Origin of the sequence: Novosphingobium umbonatum (assembly GCF_004005905.1) — a bacterium.
GTDB classification, from domain to species: domain Bacteria; phylum Pseudomonadota; class Alphaproteobacteria; order Sphingomonadales; family Sphingomonadaceae; genus Novosphingobium; species Novosphingobium umbonatum.
Genome location: NZ_SACO01000007.1, coordinates 115940 through 128804, shown reverse-complemented (window position 1 = coordinate 128804; position 12865 = coordinate 115940). Strand labels below are relative to the sequence as shown.

General features: G+C 61.9%; 16 protein-coding genes. 11 read left to right on the top strand and 5 right to left on the bottom strand.

Annotated elements, in window-relative coordinates; genetic code table 11:
- Positions 1 to 131 precede the first annotated feature (131 nt).
- The 5 genes from EOE18_RS11040 to epsI all read left to right on the top strand — a co-directional run bounded on the left by EOE18_RS11040 (position 132) and on the right by epsI (position 4565).
- Positions 132 to 1343, top strand: coding sequence for an outer membrane beta-barrel protein (locus tag EOE18_RS11040; protein WP_127709422.1), 1212 nt, complete (start codon positions 132 to 134; stop codon positions 1341 to 1343).
- 44 nt (positions 1344 to 1387) lie between these two features.
- The gene (locus EOE18_RS11035) at positions 1388 to 2191 is read left to right on the top strand and encodes a polysaccharide biosynthesis/export family protein (RefSeq protein ID WP_127709420.1); all 804 of its coding nucleotides are present in this window, start codon (positions 1388 to 1390) and stop codon (positions 2189 to 2191) included.
- 75 nt (positions 2192 to 2266) lie between these two features.
- Complete coding sequence (locus EOE18_RS11030; RefSeq protein WP_127709418.1) at positions 2267 to 2965, top strand: CpsD/CapB family tyrosine-protein kinase; 699 nt, start codon at positions 2267 to 2269, stop codon at positions 2963 to 2965.
- A gap of 9 nt (positions 2966 to 2974) precedes the next feature.
- A complete protein-coding gene (gene xrtV / locus EOE18_RS11025) occupies positions 2975 to 3880 on the top strand; it encodes an exosortase V (RefSeq protein WP_127709416.1) in 906 nt (301 codons plus the stop codon).
- Positions 3867 to 4565 carry an exosortase-associated protein EpsI, V-type gene (gene epsI, locus EOE18_RS11020; protein WP_164852732.1) on the top strand — a complete coding sequence of 233 codons (699 nt, stop codon included), beginning with the start codon at positions 3867 to 3869 and terminating at the stop codon, positions 4563 to 4565. The genes xrtV and epsI overlap by 14 nt, the downstream gene beginning before the upstream one ends.
- Before the next feature lie 68 nt (positions 4566 to 4633).
- Here the strand turns inward: epsI and ssb are convergent, their stop codons facing one another.
- The 5 genes from ssb to EOE18_RS10995 form a co-directional block, all read right to left on the bottom strand.
- Positions 4634 to 5206 carry a single-stranded DNA-binding protein gene (gene ssb / locus EOE18_RS11015; RefSeq protein WP_127709412.1) on the bottom strand — a complete coding sequence of 191 codons (573 nt, stop codon included), beginning with the start codon at positions 5204 to 5206 and terminating at the stop codon, positions 4634 to 4636.
- A 16-nt stretch (positions 5207 to 5222) separates the two neighbouring features.
- Complete coding sequence (feoB, locus tag EOE18_RS11010; protein WP_246027398.1) at positions 5223 to 7085, bottom strand: ferrous iron transporter B; 1863 nt, start codon at positions 7083 to 7085, stop codon at positions 5223 to 5225.
- The gene (locus tag EOE18_RS11005; protein ID WP_127709410.1) at positions 7082 to 7321 is read right to left on the bottom strand and encodes a FeoA family protein; all 240 of its coding nucleotides are present in this window, start codon (positions 7319 to 7321) and stop codon (positions 7082 to 7084) included. The genes feoB and EOE18_RS11005 overlap by 4 nt, the downstream gene beginning before the upstream one ends.
- A gap of 81 nt (positions 7322 to 7402) precedes the next feature.
- A complete protein-coding gene (locus EOE18_RS11000; RefSeq protein ID WP_127709408.1) occupies positions 7403 to 8068 on the bottom strand; it encodes a COQ9 family protein in 666 nt (221 codons plus the stop codon).
- 28 nt (positions 8069 to 8096) lie between these two features.
- A complete protein-coding gene (locus tag EOE18_RS10995; protein WP_246027397.1) occupies positions 8097 to 8648 on the bottom strand; it encodes an ankyrin repeat domain-containing protein in 552 nt (183 codons plus the stop codon).
- Positions 8649 to 8812: 164 nt separating this feature from the next.
- Between EOE18_RS10995 and EOE18_RS10990 the strand changes: the two genes are divergently transcribed.
- From EOE18_RS10990 to EOE18_RS10965, 6 genes are all read left to right on the top strand, one after another.
- Positions 8813 to 9436, top strand: a complete 624-nt coding sequence (locus EOE18_RS10990; RefSeq protein WP_127709406.1) for an SCO family protein — start codon at positions 8813 to 8815, stop codon at positions 9434 to 9436.
- Complete coding sequence (locus EOE18_RS10985) at positions 9433 to 9897, top strand: YcgN family cysteine cluster protein (protein ID WP_127709404.1); 465 nt, start codon at positions 9433 to 9435, stop codon at positions 9895 to 9897. The genes EOE18_RS10990 and EOE18_RS10985 overlap by 4 nt, the downstream gene beginning before the upstream one ends.
- Positions 9894 to 10619, top strand: coding sequence for a M48 family metallopeptidase (locus tag EOE18_RS10980; RefSeq protein ID WP_127709402.1), 726 nt, complete (start codon positions 9894 to 9896; stop codon positions 10617 to 10619). Before EOE18_RS10985 ends, EOE18_RS10980 begins: the two co-directional genes overlap by 4 nt.
- Before the next feature lie 69 nt (positions 10620 to 10688).
- A complete protein-coding gene (locus EOE18_RS10975; RefSeq protein WP_127709400.1) occupies positions 10689 to 11123 on the top strand; it encodes a hypothetical protein in 435 nt (144 codons plus the stop codon).
- 1 nt (position 11124) lies between these two features.
- On the top strand, positions 11125 to 12090 hold the full coding sequence (gene ribD / locus EOE18_RS10970) for a bifunctional diaminohydroxyphosphoribosylaminopyrimidine deaminase/5-amino-6-(5-phosphoribosylamino)uracil reductase RibD (RefSeq protein WP_127709398.1): 966 nt from the start codon (positions 11125 to 11127) through the stop codon (positions 12088 to 12090).
- Positions 12091 to 12110: 20 nt separating this feature from the next.
- Positions 12111 to 12728, top strand: a complete 618-nt coding sequence (locus EOE18_RS10965) for a riboflavin synthase (RefSeq protein ID WP_127709396.1) — start codon at positions 12111 to 12113, stop codon at positions 12726 to 12728.
- Positions 12729 to 12865 lie beyond the last annotated feature (137 nt).

The window sequence follows — 12865 nt, the reverse complement described above, 5'->3', positions numbered from 1 at the left end:
GGCTGGACTGGCATGGGGCAAAGGTGGGAGGAAATTCGTCGCAAGAGACGAATTTAACCATATGTTCGCTGCTTGCCATGCTTTAAGCAAACGGCACAGGTTTGTTGATTTCGGGTAAGGGAGCCTTTGGGGTGAAGCGACTGTCCTATAGCAGCATCGGTCTGGCATTGACTTTGGGCTTCTCTCAAACCGCCCTGGCCCAATCCAGCCCCGCTATCGAAGGCAATGTGCTGAACATCTCGCTGGGCGCGGATGTCACGCATGACACCAATGTGGCCCATGCCAGCGCTGCTGCTGCTGCCCAACGCGGGGTGGTGCCCGCCGACGAAAAGGCGCTGCCCAGCGCCGACATTACCTTTCAGCGCATGCTGGGCCGCAACAAGGTCGGTTTGACCGGCAGCACCGGCTATCAACTCTATCGCCGCAACACGCGTCTCAACCGCGAAAAGATTGATCTGGACGCCTATGGCGACATTGCGGTGTCCTCCTGCGCCCTGCATCTGGGCGCCAATTACACGCGGGGGCAGAGCGATCTGGCCAATCTGGCGCTGGAACAAAACGCCAATGTCACCAACACACAAACGACGACCGGCACATCGGGCAATCTGTTTTGCGGTGATGAAATAGGCCTGCGCCCCAATATCAACGCCAGCTATCAAACCACCACCAACAGTCAGGCCCAGCGCAAGAGCATGGACCGGGTGGAACTCAATTACGGGGGCGGGATACAATATGCCCATCCCTCGCTGGGCACGCTGGACACTTTCATCAGCCGCCGCGAAACGCGCTTCTCGACCATTTTTCTCAGCGATGGGCGCAAGGCAGGCTTTAACATTATGAGCTATGGCGGGAAATTCACCCGCGACATCGGTTCGCGCATGCGCGGATCGGTGGAATTGCGCTATGTGCAAATGAGTACGCTGCAACCGGGCCTGTCCACATTCAGCGGCCTTAACTGGAGCGTGGACCTGACCGCAGACCTGCTTTCACGCGTGCAGAGCAAGCTGGGCGCATCGCGGCAAGTCGTCACCAACGCCATTGCCGAGGCCGCCTATCACGTGGACCGCGCCTATTCGGCCAGCCATGATTTCGCGGTGAACGACCGCCTGCATCTGACCTTGGCGGGCAGCTATATGCAGCAAAAATATTATGGCGCCAATCTCGCTTCGTCCGTCTCGCTGCGCCACAGCAAGCGTTATGACGGCAGCCTCGCGCTGGTCTATACCCCCAGCGAAAGGCTGCAGTTTAACCTGACCACAGGTTACACCAAGCGCAACGCCAATGGCACGTTCTACGACTATGATTCTTTTAGCGTCCAATCCGGTTTCCGCGTGAAAATTTGACCCCCTTGCGATTGACAGCATCAACAGGGAAGAAAGGCAGGCTTATGAAAATGAAGACTTTCGGCTGGCTGGCCGCTGTGGCCGCCGTGGCCCAATCCCCGCTGGCTCTGGCGCAGGCTCCGGCCCCCACGATCAAGTCCAACCTGACCGACGGCTATGCCTTGGGCGCGGGTGACGTGATCGAAGTAACCGTGCTGGGCCGCGACGAATACAAGCCGCGCGTGCAGGTGCAGGTCGATGGCACGGTGCAATTGCCCTATATCGGCAATGTAAACGCCGAAAACAAAACCGTTCTGGCCCTGCGCGAGGAAATTCGTGAAAGGCTGAAGGCGGGCGGCTATTATGCCAATCCCGCGGTCAATGTCATGATCGTCAACTATGCCAGCCGCTATATCGTCGTGCTGGGCGAAGTGGGCACGCCGGGCATTGTTCCGATTGACCGCGCCTATCACGTCTCGGAAATTCTGGCCCGCGTCGGCGGCACGCGTCCCACCGGTTCGGATGTGCTGACGCTGACCCGCAAGAGCGGTGAAACACTCAGCCTTTCGGTCAGCGAAGTGGCCACAGGCGAAGGCGACAAGGACCCGTTGGTGGTTGCTGGTGACAAGCTCTATGTCGCCACGGCCAAGACCTTTTACATCTATGGGCAGGTCGGCGCACCGGGCACCTATCCGGTGGACCGCGAGATGAACCTGCGCAAGGCCTTGGCCCGCAGCGGCGGCCTGACCAAGCTGGGTTCGGAAAATCGGGTGAAAATCATCCGCAAAGGACAGGAAATGAAAGGTTTGGACCTTAATGCTCCCGTTCAGGATGGTGATGTGGTTGTTGTTGGTGAAAAGCTGTTTTAATCAGGCAAAACGATGGGGCGCATCCAGAAACGGGCGCGCCCTCACTTTTCTCTAATATACAATGGGATAAGCAAAATGTCTGATGCGGCCGATCCGATTCTGCTTCAGCCGGAAGACGCAAAGGGGGAATGGCGCTTCACCGACCATGTCCCCGTGCTGCACGCCCCCCAGTCGATTCAGGCTGAAAGCATCGGCGCCTTGCGCAGCCATTTGCTGGCCAAGCATTTGCAGGACGGTCGCCGCTCGCTGGCTATTTGCGGAGCGACCGAAGGCGTTGGCGTCAGCTTTGTGGCCGCCAATCTTGCCGCCGCTTTCGCGCTGGCGGGGGTGAACACCCTGCTGGTCGATGGCAATATGCGCGAACCCGGGCTGCAAAATTTCTTTGTTCCCCCTCGCGCCTTGCCCGGCCTCAGCGATTTTCTGGCCAATCCCGACTTGATCGTGCATGATTTCATCCGTCCGGCGGGTCTGGAAAATCTGTCTATTCTGGGCGCCGGCGCGCCGGTGGAAAATCCGCAGGACCTGTTGGCCAGCCGCCAATTTTCCATGGGCATGGATGCCTGTATGCGCGACTATGATCTGGTGATTGTGGATACGCCGCCCAGCAGCCTTTCCGCCGATGCCCGCCGTATTGGCGCGGCCATGCGCTATGCCTTGATCGTTGCGCGTAAAAATGCCAGCTTCGTCAGCGATCTAAAGACGTTAACCGACGAGTTGCGTGCCGACCGTGCCAAGGTTATCGGCAGCTATCTCAACGATTACGTGACGAATTAAGGGAACGAGATGCAAGAGGCCAGTGGCGATGGGCAGACATTGCGCATCAGCGCAATGCTGCAAGAAGCAGGAAAAATCTGGCCTTTATTGCTAGCCGTGGTGCTGGTTCTGGTGCCAGCCTGCCTTACGCTGGCCGATCAGGTGTGGAACACCGAATTGGGTGCCCATGGGCCGATTGTGCTGGCCACCGGCCTGTGGTTGCTCAGCACGCGGCTCAAGGATCTGACGGCGCGCCGCGCTCCGGCCAAAACATGGGTTATCGTGCTGGGGCTGTTGCTGGTGCTACCAGTCTATACCTTTGGCCGCGCCTATGACTTTATCAGTCTGGAAATGCTGGGCGTCTACGGCGTGGCCTTGCTGGCCGCCTATCGGCTTTATGGCTGGCCTGCGATGCGTGCGAACCTCTTCCCCTTTGGTTTCCTCGCCTTTCTGATCCCGCCTCCGGGTTGGGTGATTGATTGGTTGACGGTGCCCTTGCGCGAATTCGTGTCCTATGTGGCCACCCATGGCCTGCACCATCTGGGCTATCCGGTGGCCAATCAGGGCGTGTCGATCATGGTGGCCCAATATCAATTGCTGGTAGAGGATGCCTGCGCGGGCATGAATTCCATCGTCGGTCTCTCGGCGATCACGCTATTCTACATCTATATCTTGCACAGCGCATCCTGGCGCTATGGCGCCTTGCTGGCCGCCTTGATCATTCCCTTGGCCGTGGTGGTCAATATCGCCCGTGTGGTGACCCTTATCCTGCTGACCTATTATGCCGGCGACGAGGTCGCGCAGGGCTTCCTGCATACTACGACCGGCATCGCGCTGTTTGCCGTGGCTTTGCTGGGCATGATGGGGCTCGATGCGGGTCTGCGCTTTGTCTATGGACGCTTTATCAAAAGGAAGGACGCCCATGGACCGGCGTGATTTTCTGATCGCCGGAGCCTGTGCAGCAGCCTTGGGCGGGGCGCAGGCGCTTAAACCGCGCCGGATGGTCAATTTGCTGGACGGGCCCGAACTCGATCCGGTCATCCCCCGCAAATTCGGCCGATGGACGACCGATTTCGACACCGAAATCGTCGCTCCAAAAGTGCCTGGCAGTCTGGAAGACAAGCTCTATAGCGAGATCGTGTCGCACACGTTCCGCGACACCGCCGGCAAACTGCCTTCGGTTATGTTGCTCATCGCCTATGGGCGCTCACAAAGCGACCTGTTGCAGTTGCACCGGCCTGAATCCTGCTATCCGGCAGTCGGTTTCTCGATCAGCAATCGCAAATTGATCGATATGAGCCTGCCCAAAGGCCAGAACCTGCCTGCCGTGGAAATGACCGCAACAGCCGGTGATCGGGTGGAGGACATTGTCTACTGGTCCCGCCTTGGCGAATTTTTCCCGCAGACCGCGGGGCAACAGAGGCGCGACCGCCTGAAGGCCGCCATGCAGGGCTATGTTGGCGATGGCGCTTTGGTGCGCGCCTCCACCTTGCGCGGGGCCGACAACAATACGCCCTATTTCCCGGCGCTACAGAGCTTTTTCGGCGATCTGGTGCAGGGCATGCCCAACGCGCAACGCAAGGTGCTGATCGGCACCGACAGGGCCAAGGCACTGGCCTAAGGCCTTCCAAAGAAAAGGGCGGAAAGGTTGACCCCTTCCGCCCTTTTCTTTTGTCCGCTTGCCGCCGATCAGAACGGAATATCATCGTCCAGATCGTCACCGAAACCGCCACCGCTGCTGCTGGTACGGCCCCAATCGCTGCCCCCGCCCGACGATGCACCGCCGCCATAGCCGCCGCCCGAACCGCCGCTACGGCCACCGCCATAACCACCACCCGAAGCGCCACCGCCAAAGTCGCCGCCGCCCGAACGCGCGCCGCCGCCCATACCGCCACCGCCACCAGAACCGCCCTGCGGCCCGTCCAGCATGGTCAGCGTACCGCCAACGCCCACGCTGATTTCGGTGGTGTAGCGGTCATTCCCGCTCTGGTCCTGCCACTTGCGGGTGCGCAGGCTGCCTTCGATATAGACCTTGCTGCCCTTGCGCAGGAAACGCTCGGCCACGCCGATCAGGCCGTCCGACTGCAACACCACGCTATGCCATTCGGTGCGTTCCTTGCGCTCACCCGTGGCGCGGTCCTTCCAGCTTTCGCTGGTGGCAATGCGCAGATTGGCAATGCGACCGCCGTTCTGGAACGACTTCACTTCCGGATCGGCGCCCAGATTGCCGACCAGAATGACCTTGTTGACGCTGCCTGCCATCTATCCCTCTTATGCCTTACAACCCAAGAGCCAGAGCGGCCCAATAGGTGATTCCGGCAAAGACATAAGCCAGTCCAAAGAGGTAGGCCAGCATGAAGGCAGGCCATTTCCACCCATTTGTTTCCCGCCGGGTCACGGCAATGGTGGAAATGCACTGCGGCGCGAACACAAACCACGCCAGAAAGGCCAGAGCGGTGGGCAGGCTCCAATGGGTTTTGAGCTGGCTGGCCAATTGATGCGCGGTGGCATCCTCGTCATCGCTGGCCACGGCATAGGTGGTGGCAAGCGAGGCCACCGCCACTTCGCGCGCGGCCATCGAGGGGATCAGCGCCAGAGCAATATCGCGGTTAAAGCCGATCGGCTCCACCAGAACAGCCAGCCCATTGGCAATATGGCCCGCGAAAGAGGCATCCACCTGATCCTTGCCCACCTCGGCACGGGGGAAATTGAGCAGCAGCCACAGGATGATTGTAACATGGAAGATCATCGTGCCCGCGCGGCGCAGGAAGATCCATGCGCGCTGGAACAGGCCCAGACCCAGATCGCGCAGGCGCGGCAGCTGATATTTGGGCATTTCCATAATGAAGCCGCTGGCTGCACCCTTGGTCACAGACCGGCGCAGCACCAGAGCCACCACCATCGCGCCAACAATACCCGCCACATAGAGCCCCAGCAGCACCAGCCCCTGCAGGCCGATCACGCCCCCCGGCCCCACCGGACGATTGGGGATAAAGGCGGCGATAATCACCGCATAGACCGGCAGCCGCGCCGAACAGGTCATCAAGGGTGCGATCAGGATGGTGGTCAGCCGGTCCTTGGGATCGGTGATGGAACGCGTGGCCATGATCCCCGGCACAGCGCAGGCAAAGCTGGAGAGCAGCGGGATGAAGCTGCGCCCCGACAGGCCCACGCCCGCCATCATGCGATCCATGATAAAGGCCGCCCGCGCCATATAGCCGGTCGCTTCCAGCACGAGGATGAAGAAGAACAGGATGATGATCTGCGGCAGGAACACCACCACCGCGCCCACACCAGCCAGCGCGCCATCGGTGATAAAATCGCGCAGCAATCCAGCGGGCATCGCCCCCTTCACCGCATCGATCAACAGGCCGACCAAGCCTTCCAGCCCATCCTGCAAAGGCGCCGCCCAAGCGAAAACCGCCTGAAACACGATGAACAACAGGCCCAGCAGGAACACTGGCCCCAACCACGGGTTGAGCAGCAATTCATCGGCCCGCGAATGCAGGCGATGCTTCACGCTTTCCGAAATGATCATCGCCTCGGCCATGGCGCGCGCTTCCATGCGGCGCTCAACCTCATCCAGCTTCGCGCGCGGATGGGCTGGGCCTTGCGCAGGGGCCGCCGCAATCGCCGCCGTCAATTCCGCAAGACCGCGCCGACGTACCGCCACTGTCGGAATCACCGGCACGCCCAGCGCGCTTTCCAGTGCCGTAGGGTCCAGCACCAAGCCATCCCGTTCGGCCAGATCGACCATATTGAGCGCCACCACGCAGGGCTTGCCCAGCGCGATCACTTCCTGCGCGAAAACCAGATGCTGTTCCAGATTGCTGGCATCCAGCACCACCACCAGCACATCGGGCGCATCCACGCCCGATAATTCGCCAAGGATGACGCGGCGGGTCACTTCCTCGTCGGGGCTGGTGGCATCCAGACCATAGGAGCCGGGCAGATCGGTCAATTCCACGCTCGCCCCATCGGGCAAGGCCAAGCGGCCCGATTTGCGCTCCACCGTGACGCCCGGATAATTGGCGATCTTTTGCCGCGCACCGGTCAGCGCGTTGAACAGCGCGCTTTTGCCCGCATTGGGATTGCCCACCAGAGCGGCGGAACGCAAAGTCACCGGAGAAAAATCGTTCACAATGCTTCCACCTGCATGGCGCGGGCATGGACGCGGCGCAGGGCCACGGTCATCCGCCCGATCTGCACCGCCAAGGGGTCTGCGCCCGCAAAGATCCCGCGATGCGAGACCGTGATCTGCGCGCCGACATCAATCCCCAAGGCCCGCAAACGCCGCGCTTCCTCGTCCACCAAAGCAGACCAGTCGACAGCGGTAATCTGCGCCCGCCGCCGCAGCGGCAGGGCGTCAAGCGTCATGAGAGGCGTTTGCGAGTCCATGGAAAACTGACTGCCAGACTGTGCCCTGAATTGCAACTCACTCGCAATACCAGATCCAAATCAATGGGCGGGATAGCGCAAACGGCCCAACAGACGCATCGGGCTGAAATGCATGTTCGACTTGGGGGTCAACTGGCTTTTCAGCTTTTCAAACCGCATCACGCCTTCAATCCGCCGGTCGAGGAAGGCCCAGCTTTCAGCCTTGTCCTCGCTATGGTCATCCATAAAGACGGCCAAGGACGCGGCATAAATGGCCGATAAAGTCATCCGCTTGGTGTAATGGTTGTAATCCACCGCGCGGTCGCCCGCCTGACGCCACATCAGATCGGCGCTATGCCATGCCAGCTTGGCCGCGGCCGCCACATTCAGCGGCCGCGCCATGATCGACAAAGCGCTGCGCAGGCTTTCCTCCATGCCCGCCTGTGCCTCCAGACGGAAACGGATCTGGCGGCGGATTCTTTCGCGGATCGAAAGCCCCGCCAGCATCTCCGCTGGCAGAGCCTCGACCATCGCCGCGTCAATATGGGCGGTCCATGCCGTGATCATCGCCATCGCCCCATCGGCAAAGGCGTAAAGTGCCACCGCCTCGTCCACACCCTGTTCCAAGGCGGCGGAACGCACCGCCTCCTCGCTCCACCCGTCAAACACCGCGGCCCGCGCCACGGCGGGCGCCAGCGCGATGCGCAGGTCTTCAAGGCTGAGATCGGCCAGAGGCGTGTCGGTCATCACAAATGTCCTGTCAGAGCGATTTGAGTCACAGCGAGGGGCCATAGGAGCGGGCGGCTCCACCGGTCTTCTTGGCGTTGGCGTCAATTTCCTGCAACAGATTGCCGCTGCGGTCCAGCTTGGCATAATCGCGGGCGCTGCGGCCCGAACTATCGGCGCGCTCGGGATTGGCGCCCGCCTTCAACAACACGCGCATCATCGCAATATCGCGGCGATGCACGGCGGAGATCAGCGGCGTTTCGCCGGTAGAATTGGGCTCATCCACCCGCGCCCCGCCCGCGATCAGCAATTCAATGCCTTCACCAAAACCATAGGAAGCCGCCACCACCAAAGGCGTTTCGCCCTTTACGTTGCGGATGTTGGGATCGGCGCCCTTGGCCAGCAGAAAGCTGATCCAGATGGCATCGCGGCGCGCGGTGACAATATGCAGCGCGGTATCGCCGGTGGTGATGTCGCGGGTATTGACCATCTGGCTGCCCGGTTCGGACAGGGTGTCGGTTACCTTCTGCCCTTCCTTCTTGCGCACATTTTCCAGAAATTCATAGCTTTTGGAAAATTGGGCCGCCGCGGGGTTCGGCATTACCATTCCAAAAGCGAGCGCGGCGGCAAAGGCGATTTTCCACCCGCCAATAGCCTTGCCCGATGTAACCCGGCCCGATGTCACAGTATCAATCTCCTTTGATGATCCGGCCCTTGCACCCCAAGGCCATGATCTGCGTCTTGCAACCAAGGCTTTAGCAGAGCATGAACCAATGCGCTATGACCAAGCCCTTTCGTTCATCACGCCCCGCCGCGCTATTCGCCGCGCTGGCGGCACTGCTCATCCTGCCCGCTTGCAGCGGCAAGCCTGCGGCCGATCAGCCCCCGCTGGCGGGCGCGGCGATCGGCGGGCCCTTCACGCTGGTGGACAAGACCGGCAAGGAAGTGCGCTGGAGCGATTTTGCGGGCCATTACCGCATTGTCTATTTCGGCTATACTTTCTGCCCCGATGCCTGCCCCACCGATGTGGCGGTGGCGATGCGCGGGCTGGATCTTTATGCCAAGACCCATGCCAAACAGGCCGATGAGCTGCGCCCGATCTTCATCACCATCGATCCCGCGCGCGATACGCCTGCGGTGGTGGGCCAGTTTGCCGCAGCTTTCTCGCCGCGCCTGATCGGCCTGACCGGCAGCGCGGCGCAGGTGGATGTGGCGGCCAAGGCCTTCGCCGCCTATTATGCCAAGGGCAAGGCCACCGCAGGCGGCTATTTGATGGACCATAGCCGCATTGCCTATCTGATGGGGCCACAGGGCGAACCGATCACCATGCTGACACTGGACAAGGGGCCGCAGGGCGTGGCGCAGGATCTGGAGCATTGGGTGAAATGAGAGCGCAATTCTGGACCCTGCCACTGGCCAAGCTGGACAAGGAAGAATGGGAGGCCCTGTGCGATGGCTGCGGCCAATGCTGTTTGCACAAGGTGGAGGATGAGGACACCGGCGACATTTACATGACCAATGTGTCCTGCAAATTGCTCGACCTGCGCAGCGGGCAATGCAGCGATTACAAGCATCGCAAATCCCATGTGCCCGATTGCATCCAACTGACGCGCCGCAATGTGGAAAAGCTCGACTGGCTGCCCACCACCTGCGCCTATCGCCTGCGCGCCGACAATCTGCCTTTGCCCGATTGGCATTATCTGCTGAGCGGCGACCGCGAGGGCGTGCATAAGGCCGGCGTCAGCGTGCGCGGGGCGGCGATCCCCGAAGGCATGGCGGGCCCTTTGCACCAGCATATCATCTGGCCCGAAGGCATGGCGCCGATGGAAATCGAGGAAGAGGACGAGTGATCGACTGGCTGCGCCGCAAAGCCCAGCCGGAGCCTACGATTACCCTGCATGGCGAGCCCGTGCCGGTGGTGCTGCGCCGCCTGCCGCAAGCCAAGCGCCTGACCCTGCGCCTGTCGCCCGACGGGGCCGAGGTGCGGCTGACCATTCCCAAATGGCTGCCCACCGCCGAAGCCTTGCGCTTTGCCCATAGCCGCGCCGATTGGCTGGCCCAGCAAAAAGCCCGTTTTGCCAAGCCGGTGGAGATGGGTGATGGCACAGCCCTGCCCTTTCGCGGGGAAACTGTCTTCATCACCCACAGAGCAGACGCCCCGCGCCGGATCCGCCTTGAGGGCGACCGGCTGATCGTGGGTGGCCCTGCCGAGGGGCTAGGCCCCCGCGTCACCCGCTGGCTGCATGCGCAGGCGAAGGAATGTTTCGCGCAGGATCTGGCCTTTTACGCCGCCCGCGCTGACCTGCCCACGCCGCCGCTGGCCCTGTCCAATGCCAAGGCGCGCTGGGGTTCATGCTCCTCGACGGGGGCGGTGCGGCTCAACTGGCGGTTGATCATGGCACCCGATACGGTGCGCCGCGCGGTGGTGGCGCATGAGGTGACCCATCTGATCCATTTCGACCATTCGCCCGCCTTTCACGCCTGCCTCGCCCGCCTGTTTGAAGGGGATGTGGCCGCCACCAATCTCTGGCTGAAACAAAACGGACGCGGGCTTTATAGCGTACTGCCCTGAGACTCCCACTGGCGCGGGGCGTGATTCGCGCCTATCTGGCAGGCCATGGTGTTCAAACGCAAAAAATCGATGTGGAAAGATGTCTCGCCCACCGGCGCGGTGGCCGATTTTGTCGCCGTATGGCAGGCGGCAGGGCGCGCGCGCTGGGGCTATGCGCTGGCGGCGCTGGTGGCCAGCGGCTCGGTGCTCTCGCTGATCATCCGCGAAGAACATCGCGCCCCGCCGCGCATGCCGGGCATCACCTATATCAACAGCTGGCGCGCCGATCGCAGCGACGAGGAAATCAAGGCCAGCAATCTGGTGTTCGAGCGCGTGAAGCAACAACGCGCCAAGGAACGCGCCGAAGCGGAGGAGGAGACCAAGCGTCTCTATCGCATGCTGGGCAAGATTTCGGGCATGGACACCGACAAGATCGAACGCGAAGCCGCCGCTCAACGCGAGGCCGAAGCCAAGGCGCAAAAGGCCGAGGCCGACCATATGGCCGCCGTGAAAGCCGCCAAGTAGGATGGGCCCATTACCGCAGGATCGGCGCTGGCTGGAGGCTGCGGCCCGACTGGCGGGGCGGGCAAGGCCGCTATCGCGCCCCAACCCCGGCGTGGGGGCGATTCTGGTCCGCGACGGGGTGGTGATCTCTCGTGGGTGGACGCAGGCGGGCGGGCGCCCCCATGCCGAAGCAGTGGCGCTGGAAGGCGTGGATGCTCGGGGGGCAACACTTTACGTCACGCTGGAGCCTTGCGCGCACAAGTCCACACGCGGCCCTGCCTGTGCCGATCTGGTCGCAGCCTCTGGCGTGGCGAGGGTGGTGATCGGCTGCACCGACCCCGATCCACGCACCGCAGGCGCGGGCATAGCCAGACTGGAGGCGGCAGGGATTGCGGTCACGCTGGTTGACTGCCCCGCCTCCCGCGCCAGTCTGGCGGGCTATCTGATGCAGCGGATCAAGGGCCGCCCCCATATCACACTCAAACTCGCGCTCTCGCTGGATGGCTGCCTCGCGCTGGCCAATGGGGAGAGCCAATGGATTACAGGCCCCGAAGCCCGCGCCCATACCCATGTGATGCGCGCCCAATCCGACGCCATTCTGGTGGGCGGCGGCACGTTGCGGGCCGATCAGCCAAGGCTGGACGTCAGGCTCGCGGGTCTGGAACATTGCAGCCCTGAACGCTGGGTGCTGACGGACGGGGCAGTGCCAGAAGGTTGGCATGCCTTGCCCTCTCCAGAGGCGGTGCATGGTATGGCGGATGTGCAATATCTGTTTGTCGAGGGGGGAGCGCAAACCGCTGCCGCTTTCCTGCGGGCGGGTCTGGTGGATCGCTTGCTGCTCTATCGTGCGCCCATCCTGATCGGGGCGGGTCGTGGCGGGGTTGCCGATCTGGGCCTTGCCCATCTGGCCAATGCCCATGGCCGCTGGCGCGCCACCGACCGCCGCCTGCTTGGCAAAGATGTGCTAGAAGTCTACGAAGCCCTATAAATCTAAAAGGCTGTTCCTTCATGTTTACCGGCATTATCACCGCCCTTGGCACGATCACCCAGTCCAGCGGGCAAGACCATATCCACGCCCGCATCACCTGCCCGTTCGATCCCGACACGATTGCCATGGGCGCCTCCATCGCCTGTTCGGGCGTATGCCTGACCGTGGTGGACAAGGGCGGGGTGGCCGGTGACGCATGGTTCGCCGTGGACATTTCGGGCGAGACGATTGCCCGCACCGTGGCCGGTCGTTGGGCGGCGGGCACCGTGCTCAATCTGGAACCGGCACTGAAACTGGGCGATGAACTGGGCGGGCATATCGTGACCGGCCATGTCGATGGCGTGGGGACCATCGTGGGCCTGTGCCCCGCAGGCGATTCAACGCGGGTGGGAATTGCCGCCCCCGCCGATCTGGCGCCCTATATTGCGGAAAAAGGCTCGATTACCGTCGATGGCATCTCGCTCACCGTCAATGACATAGCCGATCAGGCCGATGGTACCTGCCATTTCGCGCTGAACATCATCCCGCATACCGGCAAGGTCACCAATGCGGGCGAATGGGCCGTGGGGCAGCAGGTCAATCTGGAGATCGATGTGCTGGCGCGGTACCTGAAGCGGATGCAGGCGTTGAAGGGGTGATATGATGCGAGGGACTCGTCCCTCGCGCTCCCATTAATGGGTGGCGCCATGTCAGACACATTGGCCGACAGCCTGAATATTGAAAGCCTGCGGCGCAGAAAGGGCAAACCTAGAAGCGCCGCAGGGCTTTAAAAAAA

Bases quoted from the DNA above. Each gene is read 5' to 3' on its own strand.
- EOE18_RS11035 (WP_127709420.1), top strand. From the start codon at position 1,388: ATGAAAATGAAGACTTTCGGCTGGCTGGCCGCTGTGGCCGCCGTGGCC.
- EOE18_RS11030 (WP_127709418.1), top strand. From the start codon at position 2,267: ATGTCTGATGCGGCCGATCCGATTCTGCTTCAGCCGGAAGACGCAAAG.
- xrtV (WP_127709416.1), top strand. From the start codon at position 2,975: ATGCAAGAGGCCAGTGGCGATGGGCAGACATTGCGCATCAGCGCAATG.
- epsI (WP_164852732.1), top strand. From the start codon at position 3,867: ATGGACCGGCGTGATTTTCTGATCGCCGGAGCCTGTGCAGCAGCCTTG.
- ssb (WP_127709412.1), bottom strand. From the start codon at position 5,206: ATGGCAGGCAGCGTCAACAAGGTCATTCTGGTCGGCAATCTGGGCGCC.
- EOE18_RS11005 (WP_127709410.1), bottom strand. From the start codon at position 7,321: ATGACGCTTGACGCCCTGCCGCTGCGGCGGCGGGCGCAGATTACCGCT.
- EOE18_RS11000 (WP_127709408.1), bottom strand. From the start codon at position 8,068: ATGACCGACACGCCTCTGGCCGATCTCAGCCTTGAAGACCTGCGCATC.
- EOE18_RS10995 (WP_246027397.1), bottom strand. From the start codon at position 8,648: ATGCCGAACCCCGCGGCGGCCCAATTTTCCAAAAGCTATGAATTTCTG.
- EOE18_RS10990 (WP_127709406.1), top strand. From the start codon at position 8,813: ATGAACCAATGCGCTATGACCAAGCCCTTTCGTTCATCACGCCCCGCC.
- EOE18_RS10985 (WP_127709404.1), top strand. From the start codon at position 9,433: ATGAGAGCGCAATTCTGGACCCTGCCACTGGCCAAGCTGGACAAGGAA.
- EOE18_RS10975 (WP_127709400.1), top strand. From the start codon at position 10,689: ATGTGGAAAGATGTCTCGCCCACCGGCGCGGTGGCCGATTTTGTCGCC.
- ribD (WP_127709398.1), top strand. From the start codon at position 11,125: ATGGGCCCATTACCGCAGGATCGGCGCTGGCTGGAGGCTGCGGCCCGA.
- EOE18_RS10965 (WP_127709396.1), top strand. From the start codon at position 12,111: ATGTTTACCGGCATTATCACCGCCCTTGGCACGATCACCCAGTCCAGC.